18 protein-coding genes are annotated in these 16,829 nt (G+C 70.7%); 6 read left to right on the top strand and 12 right to left on the bottom strand.

Features of this window, described 5'->3' with window-relative positions; translation table 11 throughout:
- The first annotated feature begins 51 nt into the window (after positions 1–51).
- Genes ACQPYZ_RS06940 through ACQPYZ_RS06930 form a run of 3 tightly spaced genes read left to right on the top strand, consistent with a single transcriptional unit; the run spans position 52 to position 2,205 of the window.
- Positions 52–1,629, top strand: coding sequence for an acyl-CoA carboxylase subunit beta (locus tag ACQPYZ_RS06940; protein ID WP_433166407.1), 1,578 nt, complete (start codon positions 52–54; stop codon positions 1,627–1,629).
- The gene (locus ACQPYZ_RS06935; RefSeq protein WP_433166406.1) at positions 1,626–1,835 is read left to right on the top strand and encodes an acyl-CoA carboxylase subunit epsilon; all 210 of its coding nucleotides are present in this window, start codon (positions 1,626–1,628) and stop codon (positions 1,833–1,835) included. Before ACQPYZ_RS06940 ends, ACQPYZ_RS06935 begins: the two co-directional genes overlap by 4 nt.
- A 10-nt stretch (positions 1,836–1,845) precedes the next feature.
- Complete coding sequence (locus ACQPYZ_RS06930) at positions 1,846–2,205, top strand: hypothetical protein (protein WP_433166405.1); 360 nt, start codon at positions 1,846–1,848, stop codon at positions 2,203–2,205.
- Here the strand turns inward: ACQPYZ_RS06930 and ACQPYZ_RS06925 are convergent.
- From ACQPYZ_RS06925 to ACQPYZ_RS06915, 3 genes are read right to left on the bottom strand one after another with little or no spacing between them, the layout of a single operon-like run.
- Positions 2,202–2,336, bottom strand: a complete 135-nt coding sequence (locus tag ACQPYZ_RS06925) for a hypothetical protein (RefSeq protein WP_433166403.1) — start codon at positions 2,334–2,336, stop codon at positions 2,202–2,204. The two genes, ACQPYZ_RS06930 and ACQPYZ_RS06925, sit on opposite strands and share 4 nt — an antisense overlap.
- 17 nt (positions 2,337–2,353) lie before the next feature.
- A complete protein-coding gene (locus ACQPYZ_RS06920; RefSeq protein ID WP_433166402.1) occupies positions 2,354–3,544 on the bottom strand; it encodes a Maf family nucleotide pyrophosphatase in 1,191 nt (396 codons plus the stop codon).
- The gene (locus ACQPYZ_RS06915) at positions 3,541–5,232 is read right to left on the bottom strand and encodes a DUF885 domain-containing protein (RefSeq protein WP_433166400.1); all 1,692 of its coding nucleotides are present in this window, start codon (positions 5,230–5,232) and stop codon (positions 3,541–3,543) included. The genes ACQPYZ_RS06920 and ACQPYZ_RS06915 overlap by 4 nt, the downstream gene beginning before the upstream one ends.
- A gap of 234 nt (positions 5,233–5,466) precedes the next feature.
- On the opposite strand from ACQPYZ_RS06915, the gene ACQPYZ_RS06910 reads away from it, so the two are divergent.
- Both ACQPYZ_RS06910 and ACQPYZ_RS06905 read left to right on the top strand, forming a co-directional pair.
- On the top strand, positions 5,467–6,573 hold the full coding sequence (locus ACQPYZ_RS06910) for a neutral zinc metallopeptidase (RefSeq protein ID WP_433166399.1): 1,107 nt from the start codon (positions 5,467–5,469) through the stop codon (positions 6,571–6,573).
- A gap of 88 nt (positions 6,574–6,661) precedes the next feature.
- Entirely contained in the window at positions 6,662–7,045 is a 384-nt protein-coding gene (locus ACQPYZ_RS06905; RefSeq protein ID WP_433166397.1) for a VOC family protein, read from the top strand.
- Between the two features lie 24 nt (positions 7,046–7,069).
- Here ACQPYZ_RS06905 and ACQPYZ_RS06900 read toward each other — a convergent pair whose 3' ends face one another.
- Positions 7,070–7,399, bottom strand: a complete 330-nt coding sequence (locus ACQPYZ_RS06900) for an MmcQ/YjbR family DNA-binding protein (protein ID WP_433166395.1) — start codon at positions 7,397–7,399, stop codon at positions 7,070–7,072.
- Positions 7,400–7,408: 9 nt separating this feature from the next.
- Positions 7,409–8,824, bottom strand: a complete 1,416-nt coding sequence (locus ACQPYZ_RS06895; protein WP_433166394.1) for a DHA2 family efflux MFS transporter permease subunit — start codon at positions 8,822–8,824, stop codon at positions 7,409–7,411.
- 101 nt (positions 8,825–8,925) lie between these two features.
- Here ACQPYZ_RS06895 and ACQPYZ_RS06890 point away from each other — a divergent pair, with 101 nt between their 5' ends.
- On the top strand, positions 8,926–9,477 hold the full coding sequence (locus tag ACQPYZ_RS06890; RefSeq protein ID WP_433166393.1) for a TetR/AcrR family transcriptional regulator: 552 nt from the start codon (positions 8,926–8,928) through the stop codon (positions 9,475–9,477).
- Here ACQPYZ_RS06890 and ACQPYZ_RS06885 read toward each other — a convergent pair.
- The 7 genes from ACQPYZ_RS06885 to ACQPYZ_RS06855 all read right to left on the bottom strand — a co-directional run bounded on the left by ACQPYZ_RS06885 (position 9,474) and on the right by ACQPYZ_RS06855 (position 16,740).
- On the bottom strand, positions 9,474–10,022 hold the full coding sequence (locus ACQPYZ_RS06885; RefSeq protein WP_433166391.1) for a hypothetical protein: 549 nt from the start codon (positions 10,020–10,022) through the stop codon (positions 9,474–9,476). The two genes, ACQPYZ_RS06890 and ACQPYZ_RS06885, sit on opposite strands and share 4 nt — an antisense overlap.
- Complete coding sequence (locus tag ACQPYZ_RS06880; protein ID WP_433166389.1) at positions 10,019–11,320, bottom strand: DUF58 domain-containing protein; 1,302 nt, start codon at positions 11,318–11,320, stop codon at positions 10,019–10,021. The genes ACQPYZ_RS06885 and ACQPYZ_RS06880 overlap by 4 nt, the downstream gene beginning before the upstream one ends.
- A 19-nt stretch (positions 11,321–11,339) precedes the next feature.
- On the bottom strand, positions 11,340–12,443 hold the full coding sequence (locus tag ACQPYZ_RS06875; RefSeq protein ID WP_433166387.1) for an AAA family ATPase: 1,104 nt from the start codon (positions 12,441–12,443) through the stop codon (positions 11,340–11,342).
- Positions 12,444–12,449: 6 nt separating this feature from the next.
- Positions 12,450–13,046, bottom strand: a complete 597-nt coding sequence (locus ACQPYZ_RS06870; protein WP_433166385.1) for a hypothetical protein — start codon at positions 13,044–13,046, stop codon at positions 12,450–12,452.
- A complete protein-coding gene (locus tag ACQPYZ_RS06865) occupies positions 13,043–13,768 on the bottom strand; it encodes a DUF4129 domain-containing protein (protein ID WP_433166383.1) in 726 nt (241 codons plus the stop codon). Before ACQPYZ_RS06865 ends, ACQPYZ_RS06870 begins: the two co-directional genes overlap by 4 nt.
- Before the next feature lie 17 nt (positions 13,769–13,785).
- Entirely contained in the window at positions 13,786–14,997 is a 1,212-nt protein-coding gene (locus ACQPYZ_RS06860; RefSeq protein WP_433166382.1) for a GNAT family N-acetyltransferase, read from the bottom strand.
- Positions 14,998–15,063: 66 nt separating this feature from the next.
- Positions 15,064–16,740 carry a proprotein convertase P-domain-containing protein gene (locus tag ACQPYZ_RS06855; RefSeq protein ID WP_433166381.1) on the bottom strand — a complete coding sequence of 559 codons (1,677 nt, stop codon included), beginning with the start codon at positions 16,738–16,740 and terminating at the stop codon, positions 15,064–15,066.
- Positions 16,741–16,829: the final 89 nt, after the last annotated feature.

Genomic DNA, 16,829 nt, shown 5'->3' with positions numbered 1-16,829 from the left:
GCGGCCGACGTCACAGGCGGTACGGCGTACCGGCGCGTAGGCTGCCCGGTTATGGGAGAGACCGTGAACATCCACACCACCGCCGGGAAGATCGCGGACCTCGAGCAGCGGCTCGACGAGGCCGTGCACGCCGGGTCGGAGCGGGCGGTGGAGAAACAGCACGCGCGCGGGAAGAAGACCGCCCGGGAGCGGATCGCGCTGTTGCTGGACGAGGGCTCCTTCTCCGAGCTGGACGAGTTCGCCCGGCACCGCTCGACCTCGTTCGGCCTGGACGCCAACCGCCCGTACGGCGACGGCGTGGTCACCGGTTTCGGCACCATCGACGGCCGGCAGGTGTGCGTGTTCGCCCAGGACTTCACCGTCTTCGGCGGCAGCCTGGGCGAGGTGTTCGGGGAGAAGATCGTCAAGGTGATGGACCTGGCGATGAAGATCGGCTGCCCGCTGATCGGCATCAACGACTCCGGCGGCGCCCGGATCCAGGAGGGTGTGGTCAGCCTCGGCCTGTACGGCGAGATCTTCCGCCGCAACGTCCGTGCGTCCGGGGTGATCCCGCAGATCTCGCTGATCATGGGCCCGTGCGCGGGCGGCGCGGTCTACTCCCCCGCGGTCACCGACTTCACCGTGATGGTGGACGAGTCGTCGTACATGTTCATCACCGGGCCGGACGTGATCAAGACCGTCACCGGCGAGGACGTCACCCAGGAGCAGCTCGGCGGCGCCCGGACGCACAACACCAAGTCCGGCAACGCGCACTACCTCGGCAGCGACGAGGAGGACGCGATCGAGTGGGTGAAGACGCTGGTCGGTCACCTGCCGCAGAACAACCTGGAGGACCCGCCGGTCTACGACTCCGACGCGGACCTGGAAGTCAGCGAGACCGACCTTGCCCTGGACGCGCTGATCCCGGACTCGCCGAACCAGCCGTATGACATGCACACCGCGATCGAGGCGGTCCTGGACGAGGGCGACTTCCTCGAGGTGCAGGCGCTGTTCGCGCCGAACATCATCGTCGGCTTCGGCCGGGTCGAGGGCCGCCCGGTCGGCGTGGTCGCGAACCAGCCGCTGCAGTTCGCCGGCACCCTGGACATCGACGCGTCCGAGAAGGCGGCCCGGTTCGTCCGCACCTGCGACGCGTTCAACCTGCCGATCCTGACCTTCGTCGACGTCCCCGGCTTCCTGCCCGGCACCGACCAGGAGTGGAGCGGCATCATCCGCCGCGGCGCCAAGCTGATCTACGCGTACGCCGAGGCCACCGTCCCGATGATCACCGTGATCACCCGCAAGGCGTACGGCGGCGCGTACGACGTGATGGGGTCGAAGCACCTGGGCGCGGACATGAACATCGCCTGGCCGACCGCACAGATCGCGGTCATGGGTGCCCAGGGCGCGGTGAACATCCTGTACCGGCGGGAGCTGGCCACCGCCGACGACCCCGAGAGCCGCCGTCAACAGCTGATCACCGAGTACGAGGACCACCTGGCGAACCCGTACATCGCGGCCGAGCGCGGCTACATCGACGCGGTCGTCAAGCCCAGCGAGACCCGCGCGGAGATCATCCGTGCGCTCCGCCTGCTGCGAACCAAACGCGACACCCTCCCGCCGAAGAAGCATGGGAACATTCCGCTGTGAGCACTGAGCCGATCCTGCAGGTGGTCAAGGGCGACCCGACTCCGGAGGAGCTCGCCGCACTGGTCGCCGTCATCACGGCCCGCTCCGCCGCGGCCGTCGTACCGGCCGAGCCGGACCGTGCGTCCGACTGGGCCACGTACTGGCGACACGCCCGGCAGCCCTTCCACGCGGGCCCGGGTCGTTGGCGAGCGTCCGCTCACCCGTAACACTGGGGGCATGGCCAAGTACGAGGTCAATCCCGCGGCCGTCGAGCAGGCGAAGAGACTGATCGACGGACGGCAGTACGTGCTGGACAGCGACTGGGGCGAGGTTCAGCCCCGGGCGGACGACCAGAACGCCTTCCTGGAGAAGCACAGTTGGGAGGAGTACGCCGCCTGGCACCTCGGACTCACCGTCGGTCCGTCCGACGAGACCAAGGCCCGCTACGGCTTCGTCATCGGCGACTTCCGCCGGATCCACCGCACCGCGCTGATCGCCTCCGTCTACCGCGCCTCCGAGTGGCGCCACAAGGCCGTCGAACTCGCCGCCCACGACCTCCTCCAACTCCTCGACAAGAAGTCCGGCCTGAAGGCCTAGGGCTCCAGCTTCGTCTGGTACGCGAGCTCCACCTCGGTCGGACCGGTCACCTGCACCACCGCGTTCGAAGGCACGAACCACGTCCGGGCGAACGCGGTCACGTGCTCCGGCGTCAGCCCGTGCTCACTCACAGGCGAACGTTAGCCGGTCAGGTACGGCGGAAGCGGACGACTGGGTAGACCGGGACGTCGCCGGACGTACGCCGTGGGCCGGGGAAGGTGGTCGCGGCGTCGAGCGTGAGGCCGTAGCGGGCTGCGGTGGCGACGAGGTGGGACAGGGCGTCGTGGGAGCGGTACTCCGTCGGGCCGCGGCCGTCGGCGTACCGGCCGGCGTCGGTCTTCTCGGTCGTGGTGACGAAGACGCCGCCGGGGCGGAGGACGCGCGCGACCTCGGCGATGATCGGCTCACTGTCCTCCACCAGGTGCAGCAACCACACCGCAACCACCGCGTCACACCGCCGCTCCGCGACCGGCAACCTGCCCGCGTCCCCCGCCGCAACGTGCCCCGGCAACCGGACCTTCGCGTGCCGGAGCATCGCGGTAGACACATCCACCCCATGCACCAGGTTGCCAAGAGCAACAAGCTCCGCCCCCACAATTCCAGTGCCCACAGCCAGCTCAAGCACCCTTCCTCCCTTGGGCAGCAGGGAGTTGACGGCAGCAGCCGCCGCCTGGGCGCGGGCGACTCCGCCGCGCGTGTCGTCGTAGCGGGCGGCTTCGATTTCGTCGTAGGAGATCCGTGGCGAGGACTTCCACAGCGCCGGCCAGGGGATGCCGACCTCCGCGAGCATCTTGCGGAGCAACGGGAGGGAGACGCCGACGACGTTGTGGTAGTCGCCGTCGATCCCGGTGACGAACGGTCCGCCGAGGCCGTCGACCGTGAACGAGCCGGCGACCACGAGCGGCTCGCCGGTGGCGACGTACGCGTCGATCTCCTCGTCGGTCAGCTCGGCGAACTGGACGGTCGTGGACGCCAACTCGCGGAGCTCCTGCTTCGAGGAGGTGTCGATCAGGCAGTGGCCGGTGTGCAGTACGCCGGACCGGCCGCGCATCGTCCGGAGCCGTTCGCGCGCGACCTCCGGCGTACCGGGCTTGCCGTACGCGACCCCGTCGAGCTCGAGCACCGAGTCACAACCGAGCACCGTCGCGTGCTCGGTCAGATCCGCGACCACGGCCCGAGCCTTCAGCGTCGCGAGCAACCGGGCCAGCTCGCCCGGGCTCTCCGCGGTGACGTTGTCCTCGTCGACACCGGAGACGATCACCTCCGGCTCGACGCCGGCGCCGCGCAGCGTCTTCAGCCGCGCCGGCGACGCCGACGCCAGGACGAACCGGACGCTCACAGCTTCGCGAGGGCGCGCCGCAGCGGGTCGAGCCCGATCGAGCCGAGGTTCAGCGCGTCGGAGTGGAACGTACGCAGGTCGAACGCGGATCCCTTGCGCTGCTTGGCTTCCGCACGCGCCTGCAGCCAGATCCGCTCGCCGACCTTGTACGACGGCGCCTGCCCCGGCCAGCCGAGGTAACGGTTGAGCTCGGCCTTGAGGAACTCGGTCTCCATCCGGCAGTGCGCCCGGAGGAACTCGAACCCGAGCTCGGCGTTCCACCGCTCGCCCGGACGCCAGCCGAACGGGTTGTCCCGTGGGACCTCGAGCTCCAGGTGCATGCCGATGTCGACGATCACCCGGGCCGCCCGGAACCCCTGCGCGTCCAGCATCCCGAGCCGCGCGCCCGGGTCCTCGAGGTATCCCAGCTCCTCCATCAGGCGCTCGGCGTACAGGGCCCAGCCCTCGCCGTGACCGGAGACCCAGCAGGCGATCCGCTGCCAGCGGTTCAGCAGGTCGGTGCGCAGCATCGTCTGCGCGCACTGGAGGTGATGGCCGGGCACGCCCTCGTGGTAGACCGTGGTGACCTCGCGCCAGGTGGCGAAGTCCTCGACGCCGTTCGGCACCGCCCACCACATCCGGCCTGGCCGGGAGGTGAGGTCCTCGCTCGGCGGCGTGTAGTAGATCGAGCCGTCCGAGGTCGGGGCGATCATGCACTGCAGGGTGCGGATCTCGGCGGGGATGTCGAAGTGGGTGCCGCCGAGCTCGGCGACGGCCGCGTCGGACAGCTGCTGCATCCAGTCGCGGAAGGCCTCCTTGCCGCGGATCTTGCGGCCCGGGTCGTCGTCCAGGATCGCGGCGGCGGCCTCGATCGAGCGGTCGCCGGCGTTCAGCCCGGCCGCGATCGACTGCATGTCGCCCTCGATCCGGGCGAGCTCCTCCCAGCCCCACGCGTAGGTCTCCTCGAGGTCGATCGCCGCGCCGAGGAAGTTGCGGGAGGCAAGCTCGTACACCTCGCGGCCGCACGCGTCCCGCTCCGGCGCGCGCGGCGCGATCTCCGCGGTCAGCCAGCCGCCGAACTGCTCGTACGCCTTCCGCGCGGACGCGGCCGCGGCCTCGACGGACGCCTTCACCGGGCTGTCCGGCGCCTGCGCGGCGAGGCCGGCGAAGAAGTCGTCACCGTCGGCACCGGTCCAGCTGGCGATCCGCTCGGCCAGGTCCTTCACCTGCCGGACGGCGGACACCCGGCCCTGCCCGGCCTGCTCCAGCAGCGTCTCGCGGTAACCGTCGAGCGTCGTGCCGACCTGGTTGAGCCGGATCGCGATGGTCTCCCAGTCCTGCTCGGTCGCGGTCGGCATCAGGTCGAACACCTGCCGGATCTCCGCCGGGACGGAGGCGATCGCGTTCAGCTGATGCTGCGGTACGCCGGCCTCGTACGTCTCCAGCTCCAGCCCGAGCCGCTCCAGGAACGCGTCCTTGGCGACCTCCTCGCGCGGGCTCCCGGTCGCGGTCGCGCGGGCCTCGGCGAGGGACCGCCGGGTCAGGTCGATGAGCGCCTCGAACCCGGACGGGGTGTAGTCCGGCAGCTCGTGGTCGTGGCCCTCGATCCCCATGAACGTCGCCGCGGTCGGCGACAACGCGACGTACTCCTCGAGGTATCGCTCGGAGAGCTGGTCGATCGGGCTGTTCGGCGTACTGGCATCGGTCACCTGGCCGACCCTACCTCCCGGGGCCCGTCCGGACTGACCTGTTTCTGCCGATACTGTGGCGGTCGCTGTCCATCGAAAGGAACGGGGTTGAGCCAGACACCGTTCGGCGGTCCGCAGGGCCAGAATCCGCCGTACCCGCCGTACCAGCAGCCCGGCCCGCCCGCGGGCCCACCCGGTCCCTCCGGTCCTCCTGGTGCTTACGGTGCGCCGCCCGGGTCTTACGGTCCGCCGCCGATGCAGTACGGCGGTCAGCCGCAGTACGGACCGGTGTCGGTCGCGCCGCAGCAGGGGCAGGGCTTCGGCTGGGGCCCCACCTTCGGACCGCCGGGTGGTCCTGGCGGTCCGGGCGGTCCTGGGTTCCAGCCCGGCTGGCAGCCGCAGCGGCCGCGGAAGAAGTCCAAGGCGCCGGCCGTGCTCGTGCTCGGTCTGCTCGCGGTCGCGGTCGCCGGGCTGTTCGTCTGGAACCAGGTCGGCGAGGGCTCCGACGACGACTACACCCCGCCCGTCAGCTCGGGCCGCTACACGCCGACCCCGACCACGACGACGGAGCCGACCTCCGAGCCCACGTCGGAGCCCACCTCGGAACCGACGACCACGGAGGCGCCGGAGCCGCAGGCGATCGACATCGTTGCCAAGAACAAGCTCTACTCGGTCGGCCAGATGGCGGCGACCAACTGCCGCGAGCCGCGCGTCCGTCCGACCAACAACCGGAACGCGGCCGCCTACTGGGCCGCGATCAAGCCGTGCCTGGACCGCGGCTGGGCCTCGCTGGTGACCAAGGCCGGCTACCGGTTCGTGCCGCCGAAGATGACGTACTGGGCCGGCACGAGCACGAGCACGCCGTGCGGCAACGGTCCGGTCGCGGTGCCGTTCTACTGCCCGTCGAACCAGACGATGTACATGAAGGTCGACGTCTTCGTGAAGACCTACCTGGAGTACCCGGACGCGGAGTCCAAGGCGTACTCGCGGATGTGGTACTCCCGGTCGATCGCCCACGAGTACGGCCACCACGTCCAGGAGCTCACCGGCATCCTCGAGGCCGCTCACGACCTGGAGTACGACGCCGCGTCGTACGCCGACCGGTTGCGGATGAACCGGCGTACCGAACTGCAGGCGAACTGCTTCGCCGGGGTGTTCCTCGCGGTCAACAAACGCAGCTACCCGATCAACGGCCTGATGCTGCAGGTGTGGAACAAGTGGGTCGTCACCGCCGGCGACAAACCGAACGAGGGCACCCACGGCAGCAAGGCCAGCCAGGCCCGCTTCATGGGCCAATCCTTCAAAACCGGCAACCCCGCCACCTGCAACACCTACACAGCCTCCCCCAACAACGTCAGTTAGCCGCACCGAGGCGGGGCTTCACGGGAGCGACGTCCCGGTGCAGAGTGGTGGTCACACCCAACTGAGGACCGGCCACTGGGAGAGCCCGATGAGTGTCGAGCTGAACCACACGATCGTGCACGTGCAGGACCGCTGGGCTGCGGCTCGCGATGTCAGCGAGGTACTCGGTCTGCCGGAGGCGAAAGCCTACGGCCCGTTCGCCGAGCTGAAGCTGGCCAACGGGGCGAGCCTGGACTTCATGGACACCGAGGGCGAGATCCACGGCCAGCACTACGCCTTCCTGGTCAGCGAGGAGGAGTTCGACCTGATCCTCGGTCGCTTGCGGGACGACGGCCGGCAGTGGTGGGCCGACCCCTTCAAACGCCAACCGCGAGAGATCAACCACGGCGACGGCGGCCGCGGCCTCTACTGGGAGGGCCCGGACGGGCACTGGCTGGAGATCATCACCCGTCCGTACGGCAGCGGCGGCTGATTCCCCAGCCGCCGCCGGCCCAGGTCAGAGGTCGAGCAGTTCACTCGGCGCTACCTGGCGCCAGGAGTCGTGAAGGATGTCGTGGAGTTCTTCGATGTCCTCGAGGGCGGCCAGGCGGGCTCGGACCCAGTTGGAGCCCGCCTCGTGCGGCGGAACCCAGAACTTCTCGGGCTCCGCCGCGATCAGCTCCTCGCGCTCGAGGCGTGGGCAGCGGACGGCGAACGACGTCTGGTCGTCGGGGACGGTGATGAACATCCGGCCGGCCACGTCGAAGGTGGGGTGCCCCCAGCGCTCCTTCTCGACCGTCCCGGGGAAGGACAGGGCGATGCGTCGTACGTCGTCGGCTCCCAGCACCCTGACACTTTAGAGCCGTTTGCGGCCAGGGAGGAGGAGTGCGACGACGGCGCCGGCCGCGACGATCGCGGCGCCGGTCCAGACCGCGGGGACGAGGCCGTCGACGTAGCTGACGGGCGACTCGTAGGAGCCGGCGGACGCGAAGACCGAGGCGAGGACGGCGACGCCCATCGCGACGCCGACTTCGCGGATCGTGTTGTTGGTGCCGGACGCGACCCCGCGGTCGGCGTCGGACGCGCTCTCCATCACCACGCTCGCCGCGGGAGCGAACGTGAGGCCCATCCCGATCCCGGCCAGGACGAACGGCAGGACGAGCTCGCCGTACTGCGTGGACGCCGACGTGATCAGCGCGATCCAGCCGAGGGCGGCGGCGAGGAAGACCTGGCCGGTCGCGATCAGGGCGCGGGCACCGACGCGGTCGACGACCATGCCGGCGAGCGGTGCGACCACCATCGGGGCCATCGTCCACGGCAACGTCCGCAGACCGGATTCGAGCGGGCTGTAGCCCTGCACGACCTGGAAGAACTGCGCCAGCAGGAAGACCGACCCGAAGACGCCGACAGAGAACGTGAACGAGGTGAGGTTCACGACGCTGAACGCCCGGACCGAGAACAACCGCAGTGGCAGCATCGGCGCCGCCGTACGACGCTCCCAGCCGACGAACGCGGCCAGCAGCACCACACCGGCGATCAACGTCGCGAGGACGCCGCCGGACGTCCACCCGTCCTCGGCACCGTGCACGACACCCCAGACGATCGACAGTACGCCGGCCGTCGCCAGCACCAGCCCAGCCAGGTCGAGCCGCTTCACCGGACCGCGCGACTCACCCAGCACCCGGGCGGCCAGCAGTACGGCGAACACGCCGATCGGCACGTTGAGCCAGAAGATCCACTGCCAGTTCAGGCCGTCGACCACGGCACCGCCGACGACCGGGCCGACCGCGACGCCCAGGCCGGAGATGCCACCCCAGGCACCGATCGCGGCACTGCGCAGCCGGTCCGGCACGGCGCCGGCCAGCAACGTCAGCGACAACGGCATGACAGCCGCCGCGCCGACACCCTGGATCGCCCGGGCGCCGATCAGCATCCATGGCTCGGTAGCCAGTGCACAGGCCGCGGACGCCAGCGTGAACACGACGATCCCGGCCAGGAAGATCCGCCGCCGGCCGAGCCGGTCGCCGATCGCGGCCGCTGTCAGCAGGAGCGCCGCGAACGACAGCGTGTACGCGTTCACGAACCACTGCAGGTCGGACAGCGAGGCGCCGAGCTCGGCCTTGATCACCGGCAGCGCGTTCGTGACGACCAGGTTGTCCAGCGTGACCATGAAGGTGGGAATGCCCACCGCGGTCAGTACGGCGCCCAGCCCGGCCCGCCGAGCCGGTGGCGCGGGTGGTTCGAGCCTCTCGCCGAGAGCGGTCGAGGTCATGGTGAGCTCCTCACAGCGGTTAGTTGTAATTCACTGATAACAAGTCTCCTCACAAAGTATGCATTCACTGATAACATGTCAAGAGACCCGAGAGGAGAGCTATGGGTGCGAGGGTTCGGTTGACCGCGGCGGAGCGTGGTGAGGAGGTGCTGCGCGCCGCCGTGCAGGCGTTCGGGGCGTCCGGGTACGCGGGCACGAAGACGGACGAGATCGCGCGGCTGGCGGGCGTCTCGCAGCCGTACGTGATCCGGTTGTTCGGCAGCAAGCAGCAGTTGTTCCTGGCCGCGCTCGGGTCGGTGTGCGACCGGATCGAGCAGACGTTCCGGGACGCGGCGGACGAGGAGCCGACGCTCGCCAGCCTGGGCAGTCGCTACGAGGTGTTCCTGTCCGAGCGTGAGCTCCTTCTGGTCCTGCTGCACGGCTTCTCCGCCGGCGGCGAGCCCGCGATCGGCGACCTGGTCCGCGAACGCTTCGGCGGCATGTACCGCCTGGTCCGCGACCTCACCGGCGCCTCACCGCTGGAGGCCCGCGAGTTCCTCGCCACCGGCATGTTGCTCACCGTCATGTCCGCGATGCAGGTCCTCGGCCCCTCAGCCGTCCCCGTCCCCTGGGCCGAAGAAATCTCCGCCACCCTGGGCACCCCGCCCGATTAGTCGCGGCCGAGTCGCTGGTCGGCGGCGAACCAGATGAGGGTGGTTGCGAGGACGAGGGCGACCACCGTGACGAGCATGGATCCTGGCACGGCGGCGTCCCGGATCAGCGCGGCGGCGATCGCGACGACCGGGACGAGTACGACGGCGATTGCCGTCGGCACCAACCAGCGGCGGAGTGCCTGCTTGTGCACGAGGGCGTACGACGGCAGCTGTGCACTGAACGCGGTTGCCAGATGCACCATCAGCAGCGCGATCGCGAGCAGAGCCAGGCTCCAGCCGACCTCAGCCGGCGCGCGCATCAACCACCCGCCGGCCATCACCACGATGAAGATCACCCCGGCCAGCGAGTCCGGCAGGACGACCGTTGCCACGAGCATCGGAATCGCCACGAGCGGAATCAGGTCGAGCTGGTCCCACGGCTGCACCGCCGACACCAGCAACGCGACCCCACCGGCGATCGCGATGACGAGTCGCGCCAGCCGCGCGGCCAGCCCCGAAGCCTGCAACTGCGCCAACCACAGCGTGATCTTCTCGGACGGCGTCATGAGCGGATCCTCGGTGCGGCGGACAACCTGGAGGCATCCCGCAGTACCTCGTCCAGCGTCCCGGCGCCCTGCCAGCGGACGGTCGGGACCCCCAGGTCGCCGAGGCGGTCGAGCTCACGGCGGCGTTCGAGCATGCGCAATCGCCAGGCGAGCGGCCAGGCACGGGCGTCGTGCTCGTCCAGGTCGATCACCGAGGCGATGTCCGGCGGCAGCGTGTCCACGGCAATCACCGTGCAGCCCGAGTGCACGAGCGTCACGACGTACCCGAGGATGGGCTGGCGGAGCAGCGGGCTGAGGACGACGACCAGACTGTCGGACCGGATGCGATTGCGCCGGACGAGTTGCTGCTCGTCCTGCTGCCGACCGCGGCGGTCGGCGTGCACGAGGGCGTCGAGGATCCGGCGCAGGTGGCCGCGACCACTGCCGGAGCGGACGCCGCGGACCAGGTTGCCGGTGTCGATCAGGCGGACCCGGTCACCGTGGCGGAGGTAGTGCTCGGCGATCGACGCGGCCGCGCGCACGCCCGTGTCCAGGCTTGAGGACCGCCCGTCGATCCCTTCGCTGACGCCGATCTCGCCGCCGGTGTCGAGCAGGATCACCACCTCGGTGTCCCGATCCGACCACGTCGAGGTGACGTGCAGCTCGCGTGTCCGCGCGGACACGGCCCAGTTGATCCGCCGTAGCCGGTCCCCGGTCCGGAACGGCCGTACGCCGGCCAGCTCGGTGCCCTCCCCCGGACGCCGCGACCGGTGCAACCCGACCAGACCGGCCGGCCGCGGCACCGAGTCGACGGCCTCGAAGCCCTCGCGCAACGGCAGCGTGCTGATCGAGACCGGCTCCGCCGACGTCACCCGGATCCGGTAGGCGCCGAGCACGGAGGTCGCCACCACGGTCGGCCGCTCCAGCGCCCGGATACCCCACCGCTTCGACCGCAACCCGACCTCGAGGGTGACCGCGCCGTCGGTCACCGGCTCGGCGATCGCGGCCTGCGGCGGGTCGTACTGGAACCACTGCGCCCGCGGCAAGGCCGCCACGATCAGGTCGATGTCCGGATCGACGGTCCCGGCCACCCGCAGCCGGTACGTCGTCGCCTGCCCCTCGAACAGCGCGTCCGTGTCCACCTCGGTGTGCACGTCGGGCCGCTCCCGGGGCCGGAAGTACCGTCCCCAGACCGCGACGAACGCGAACGGCAGCCCGAGTACGGCGGCGTCCGGCCGCCGCGCCAGCACCGCGACGAGCAGCAGCAGACCGGCCACACCCACCGCCCGGATCTGCGCGTGCGTCGGCTGCCAGCGCATCACTCCACTCCCAGCGCCGTCATCGGGACGCGCCGACCCCTGATGCGTCCGGCCCGGACGCACCGACACCGGACGCACCGACACCAGACGCACCGGCCCCGGGCGCGCCGACGACGGTGGGCGGGGTCGGAACCGAGCCGAGGACCGCGCGGACGACGGTCGCCCCGGACACCTCGTGCAGCCACAGCTCCGGCCGCACCGTGATCCGGTGCGCCAGCGCCGGTACGGCGACCGCCTTCACGTCCTCCGGTACGACGTAGTCCCGGCCCTGGATCACGGCGTACGAACGGGCCGTCAGCAACAACGCCAGCGACCCACGCGGGGACGCGCCGACGAGGACCTGCGAGTCGCGGCGGGTGGCGGCCGCGAGGTCGACGCAGTACTGGCCGACGGTGTCGTCGACCGTCACCGTCTCGATCGCGCGCTGGGCGGCGAGCAGGCCGGCGGCGTCGGTGACCGCTTCGACCGTCTGGTCCTCCTGGCGGCGGCTCATCCGGCGACGCAGGACCTCCCACTCCTCCTCGGCGCTCGGGTACCCGAAGCCGATCCGGAGCATGAAGCGGTCGAGCTGCGCCTCGGGCAGCGGATAGGTGCCTTCGTACTCGACCGGGTTCGCGGTCGCGAGCACGTGGAACGGGTTGGGCAGTGGGAACGTCTGGCCCTCGACCGTGACCTGGTGCTCCTGCATCGACTCCAGCAGCGCGGCCTGCGTCTTCGGCGGCGTCCGGTTGATCTCGTCGGCCAGCAGCAGGCCGGTGAAGATCGGTCCCGGCCGGAACGCGAACTCGGACTCCTTCTGGTCGTACACGAACCCGCCGGTCACGTCGGACGGCAGCAGGTCGGGGGTGAACTGCACCCGCCGGAACTCCAGCCCCAGCGCCTGCGCGAACGACCGGGCCGCCAGTGTCTTGGCCAGGCCCGGGAAGTCCTCGAGCAGCACGTGCCCACCGGCGAGGATCCCGGCCAGCACGAGCTCAAGCGCGCCGGTCTTGCCGACGACGGCTTCGCTCACCCGGTCCAGCACCTCGCGGCTGAGCGTGGACACCTCCGCAACCTGCAGCTCCCGCTCGCCGGCGTCAGGGCGACCGGACGGCGCGGTGGGGTGCAGTCCTGGATCAGTCACGGTTCCTCACAGCTTCTCGATGGTCTGGACGGCGTTCTCGATCTCGGCGAACGACGCGGTGCGCCTGTCGTCCCCGCTGATCAGGCTCCACAACTGGTCGCCGGTCAGCTCCCGCGCCCGCTCCGGCTCCCGGACCGGGTCGACACCGTGCCGGTGCACGAGCCTGTCGGTGGTCAGCTCCAGGAGCAGCGGCCGGATCCGGCGTACGAACGTCTGCGAGCCCTCGCCCGCACGTCGCTCCCGGCCGGCCTCCAGCAGCCAGGTGGCCAGGAACTGCGTGCGGTTGTCGTTGCTCCGGGCACGCTGCGCGGCGAGCCGCTCGTCCTGCCGGGTCGGCCAGCTGGTCTCCAGCACCTGCGGCATGATCAGCCGGATCGCCAGCGTGCCGAAGCCGACCGCGAGGGCCGTCGCAACGAACCACACCGGCCGCGGTGCCATCCCGGCCGCGCCGAACACGCCGACCAGCAGCAGGCTGGTCAGCACCGTCAGGCCGACGTGCTGCATGAGCACCTTGTTCAGCAGCGTCGCCCGGACTCGCGGCGCCGGTTGCCCCTGGCCCCGCCGCTCGGACTCCTCCAACGGCGTCCACCGGTACGACGTCATCCGGCCACCACCCCGCTGTCCGGATGCGCGGCGGCCAACTCGTCCCGCAGCGTGAGCAGGGCGGACCGGGCCTCGGCCCGGGCCTGCTCGGTCGAGCCGTGCGTGGAGAAGCGGGCCTCGCGGTAGAGCTCGCCGAGCCGTACGAGTTGCGGCTCGGAGATCCCGCCGACGCCGAGCACCCGGACGGTGAACTCGGCCGGCGTCTCGGACGGGTCGCGGGCCACGCCGGCAGACGCGGCCGCCTGCTCGAGCGCGACCCAGCAGGCGATCACCGCGTCGGTTGCCCGGCCGGTGTCGATCCTGGACAGACCGGTGTCGACCGCCTCGGCGAGCCGGTCGGCCTTCATCCGCTCCCAGTCGGTGTCCTCGGTCTCCGTCTGTGGCAACTGGACCTTGCGCAGCACCCTGTAGAGCAACCAGCCGAGGAACGCGGCCAGCGCGGCGATCGTCAGCCAGACGACGGCCTGCCACAGCGCCTGGATCCAGGCCGGCAGCGGCTTCGGCTCCGCGGCTCCGTCAAGTGGCGGCGGGGCCGGCGTCGGCGCGCTCACGGTCTCGTCGGGCGAGGAGGTCGGTAGCGGCCGCGGCGTGGCCCGGAGCGTGCTCTCGCTGACCGGGCGCACCGGACCACCCGCCGAGGCGAGCACCACGAAACCGGCCGCCGTGATCCCCAGCATCAGCACGACAGCCAGCGTCAGCGCTCCCCGACGGCTCCGCTGCATCCCGGAAGGCTAACCGATTAGAAGCCGGTATCGAGCCATGGAAGCCGATGTGCGGAAAACGCTTCCGACGCGGCTGCGAGCGCGCCGACAGTGTGCTCCTGCACGAGCCCGGCCGCTCCGAGCCTCGCCAGCGACGGCCGGCCGAGGTAGACCGCGCCCAGTTCACGGACGTCGACGGCCAGATCAGCCGGCCGCGAGGTCGCCTCGCAGGTCGCCCCGTCCGGGCCGCCGGCGAGGTGCCAACTACCCGCGTTCCACGGCAGGAAGTCGTCGGTCACCGCCAGCACTACGTCGATCTCCCGCGCGTACGTGCGAGCTGCCAGCGCACGGCCGACGTCCACCGGCCGGGCCCAGAGCCCGTCCCGCGTGATCGGGTTGGGCGCTCGCGGGTCGAGCAGCAACTCCAGGAGCGGATCGTCCGACGGCAGCCCTCCGCACCTGGTCTCACGGAGCAGATCCGGCTCCAGCAGGTACCGCCACAGTGCGGCATGCGACGCGAGGTCCACCGCATGGACGCGGTCCACCTTGAGGAAGTTGTCGCCCTTGCGCAGCGTCCGGTAGTACGCGAATCCGGTGAGCTCGCCGTCGCGCTCGGCCAGCACGCAGCGAGCGGGCGATCCGTTCACCGAGTCACTGCCGAGGTTGACGCCCACGACGTACTCCTGCCAGCGGTCGTCGTGGTGGAACATCCCCGGCCGGCCGGCCGCCAGCCGGTTCCGCAGGGCCGCGCACTCGGCCAGCGTGTCGTGCACGTCGACGTACCTAATCCGTACGTCGTCGATGCCGGCCACCCGCCGGAGCTCGCGGGACGCCTTCGGGACGGCGATCTCCTGGTGGTCCGAAGCCAACCCGTACCCGAACCGGCCGTAGATGACCGGCTCGCTCGCCGTCAGCGCCGCGATCGGCTCGCTGCCGGCCTCGTGAATGTCGGTCAACTGCGCCCGCATCAGGTCGCGCAGGATCCCGCGGCGCCGGTGGGTCGGCCGGACCGCGACCAGAGTCACGCCGGCGACCGGGATCTGCGCCCCCGGCACGGTCATCCGCAGCGAGAACGCGCCGGTATGCCCGACCAGCTGACCGTCGTCGACCGCGGCGGTGCTCCGCTCCGGCTCCCAGATGCGGCGCTCGGCCTCCAGTTGGGCTTCGTTCCACGGGGACGCGAACGCCAGGTCGACGAGCTCGCTCAGCTCGTCCCAGTCACCCTTGAACCGCTCGATCTCGATCGCCATACCCCTTGACTACCAGACGATCACGACAGTTCGCGCAGGGATTTCCTGGGACGAGCCGCGTCGAGCTCAGAGGGTGATGGACCAGTTGGTCAGCGTTCCGGTGTCGCCGTAGCCGTTGTCACCGATCCGGAGCGTCCACGTCCCGGCCGCGGTCTCGTTGGCCGGTACGTCGTACGTCTTGCTCGCCGGCAGCGGGTGACAGGTCGTCCCGCCGTACCGCTGCAGGTAGTACCGGCGTCCGCTCGGCGACACCAGGCTGATGTTCAGGTCCTCCAGGCAGGTGTGATTGCCCTCGACGGTCACCCGCATCGGGCTCGCCGTCCGGCCGCTCGCGGTCGAGCGGACCTGGCTGACCGCCACCTGGAAGTCCCGGATCGGGTAGTCGGTCCCGTTGGCGAACGTCCGGCCGCCGCCGGGTTGCGTCCGCGCCGTCACCACCGCGCTCGCCACGGACTTGTTGCCCGCAGCATCTTTCGCGACGACGGTGAAACTGTACGATGTGTCCGCCGCCAACCCGGTGACCGTCGCCGAGGTGGTGGCCGTGGACGCCACGACGCGCGACCCGTCGAGTACGTCGTACCCGGTGACGCCGACGTTGTCGGTCGCGGCGGTCCAGGCGAGCGAGATGCTGTCCGCGGTCGTACCGGTCGATCGCGGGGAGCCCGGCGCGGTCGGCGCCTCGTCGTCGTCCACCGGCGGCTCGTCGTCGGTCAGCAGCGTGAGGTTCCACTTCGCGAGTGCCTCGCCGACCGGCTGGAAGATCGAGTTGTCCTGGTTCGGGGTGCAGGTGGAGTTGCCGCCCGAGTGCAGACCGACCGCCTTGTCCGCCCGCAGCCACGCGCCACCGGAGTCACCACCCTGCGAGCACGCAGTGGTCGTCGTCAGCCCCTCGATCACCACGTTGCCGTAGTCGATGGTCTGGTTGACCGCGGTGACCCGGCCGCACTCCCAGTTCGGCGCGGTGTTGCCGCTGTGGCAGACGGTCTCGCCGACGATCGCGTCGGCCGACCCGGTGACCGTGACCGCCGGCTGCCCCCAGGTGTTGACGTTCGGCGAGGTGGTCCAGCCGGCCTCGGTGACCGCGACCACGCCCATGTCGCCTTCGCGGGCGTTCACGCTACGGGTGCCGCCGACGTTCGACGTACCGATGCGGTTCGACTGGCCGCTCGCGCCGTAAGCCGGCTGGTTCGCGTTGTCGGTGCAGTGGCCCGCGGTGAGGAACACCCGCTGCTGGCCGTCGGTCGCCGGAAACCCGACCGAGCAGTTGCTCTCGCCGCCCGGCCACCACGGATCGCCGGGGTTGACCTCACCGGCCTGCTGGCGGAAGTCGGTGGTCACCCGCACGACCTGCACGCCGTCGCCGAGAGCGGCGAAGTCGCTGTACGCACCACGCCCCTTGACCACGACCTTGTTGGCGATCGGGTCGATCCCCCAACTCTGCAGACCGTCCTGGGTCCGGGCGATGCTGTCCACCTCGGCGAGCAGACGATCCAGGTCGCCCTGACTGCGGGATACCCGCTTCGGTACGGCGCCGGCGGCGCGGACCTGGCCGGCGGACGCCTCGTCGACCACGGCGACGACCAGCCGGCCGTCCTCGATCCAGCGACCCGCTTGACCGGGTGACGTCGGCAGGCTCGCGGAAACCTGCTGTGGGGACGGATCGGGTTCGACGGCGATCGCCTGACCGGGCTGGACGACGAGCGCGCCGGCGAGCAGGACCACTGCTGTCACAGGCCGTTTCATGGCTGTTCTCCTTGCGTTCGGGCGGGGACGGTGGACCCGAACGTAGGAGGTCGTCCGACGACACGGAATCGCCGGAACCCCTTTCACAG

Origin of the sequence: Kribbella sp. CA-247076, assembly GCF_050942445.1 — a bacterium.
Classification (GTDB): Bacteria; Actinomycetota; Actinomycetes; order Propionibacteriales; family Kribbellaceae; genus Kribbella.
This window is presented reverse-complemented; position numbering and strand designations above follow the sequence as displayed.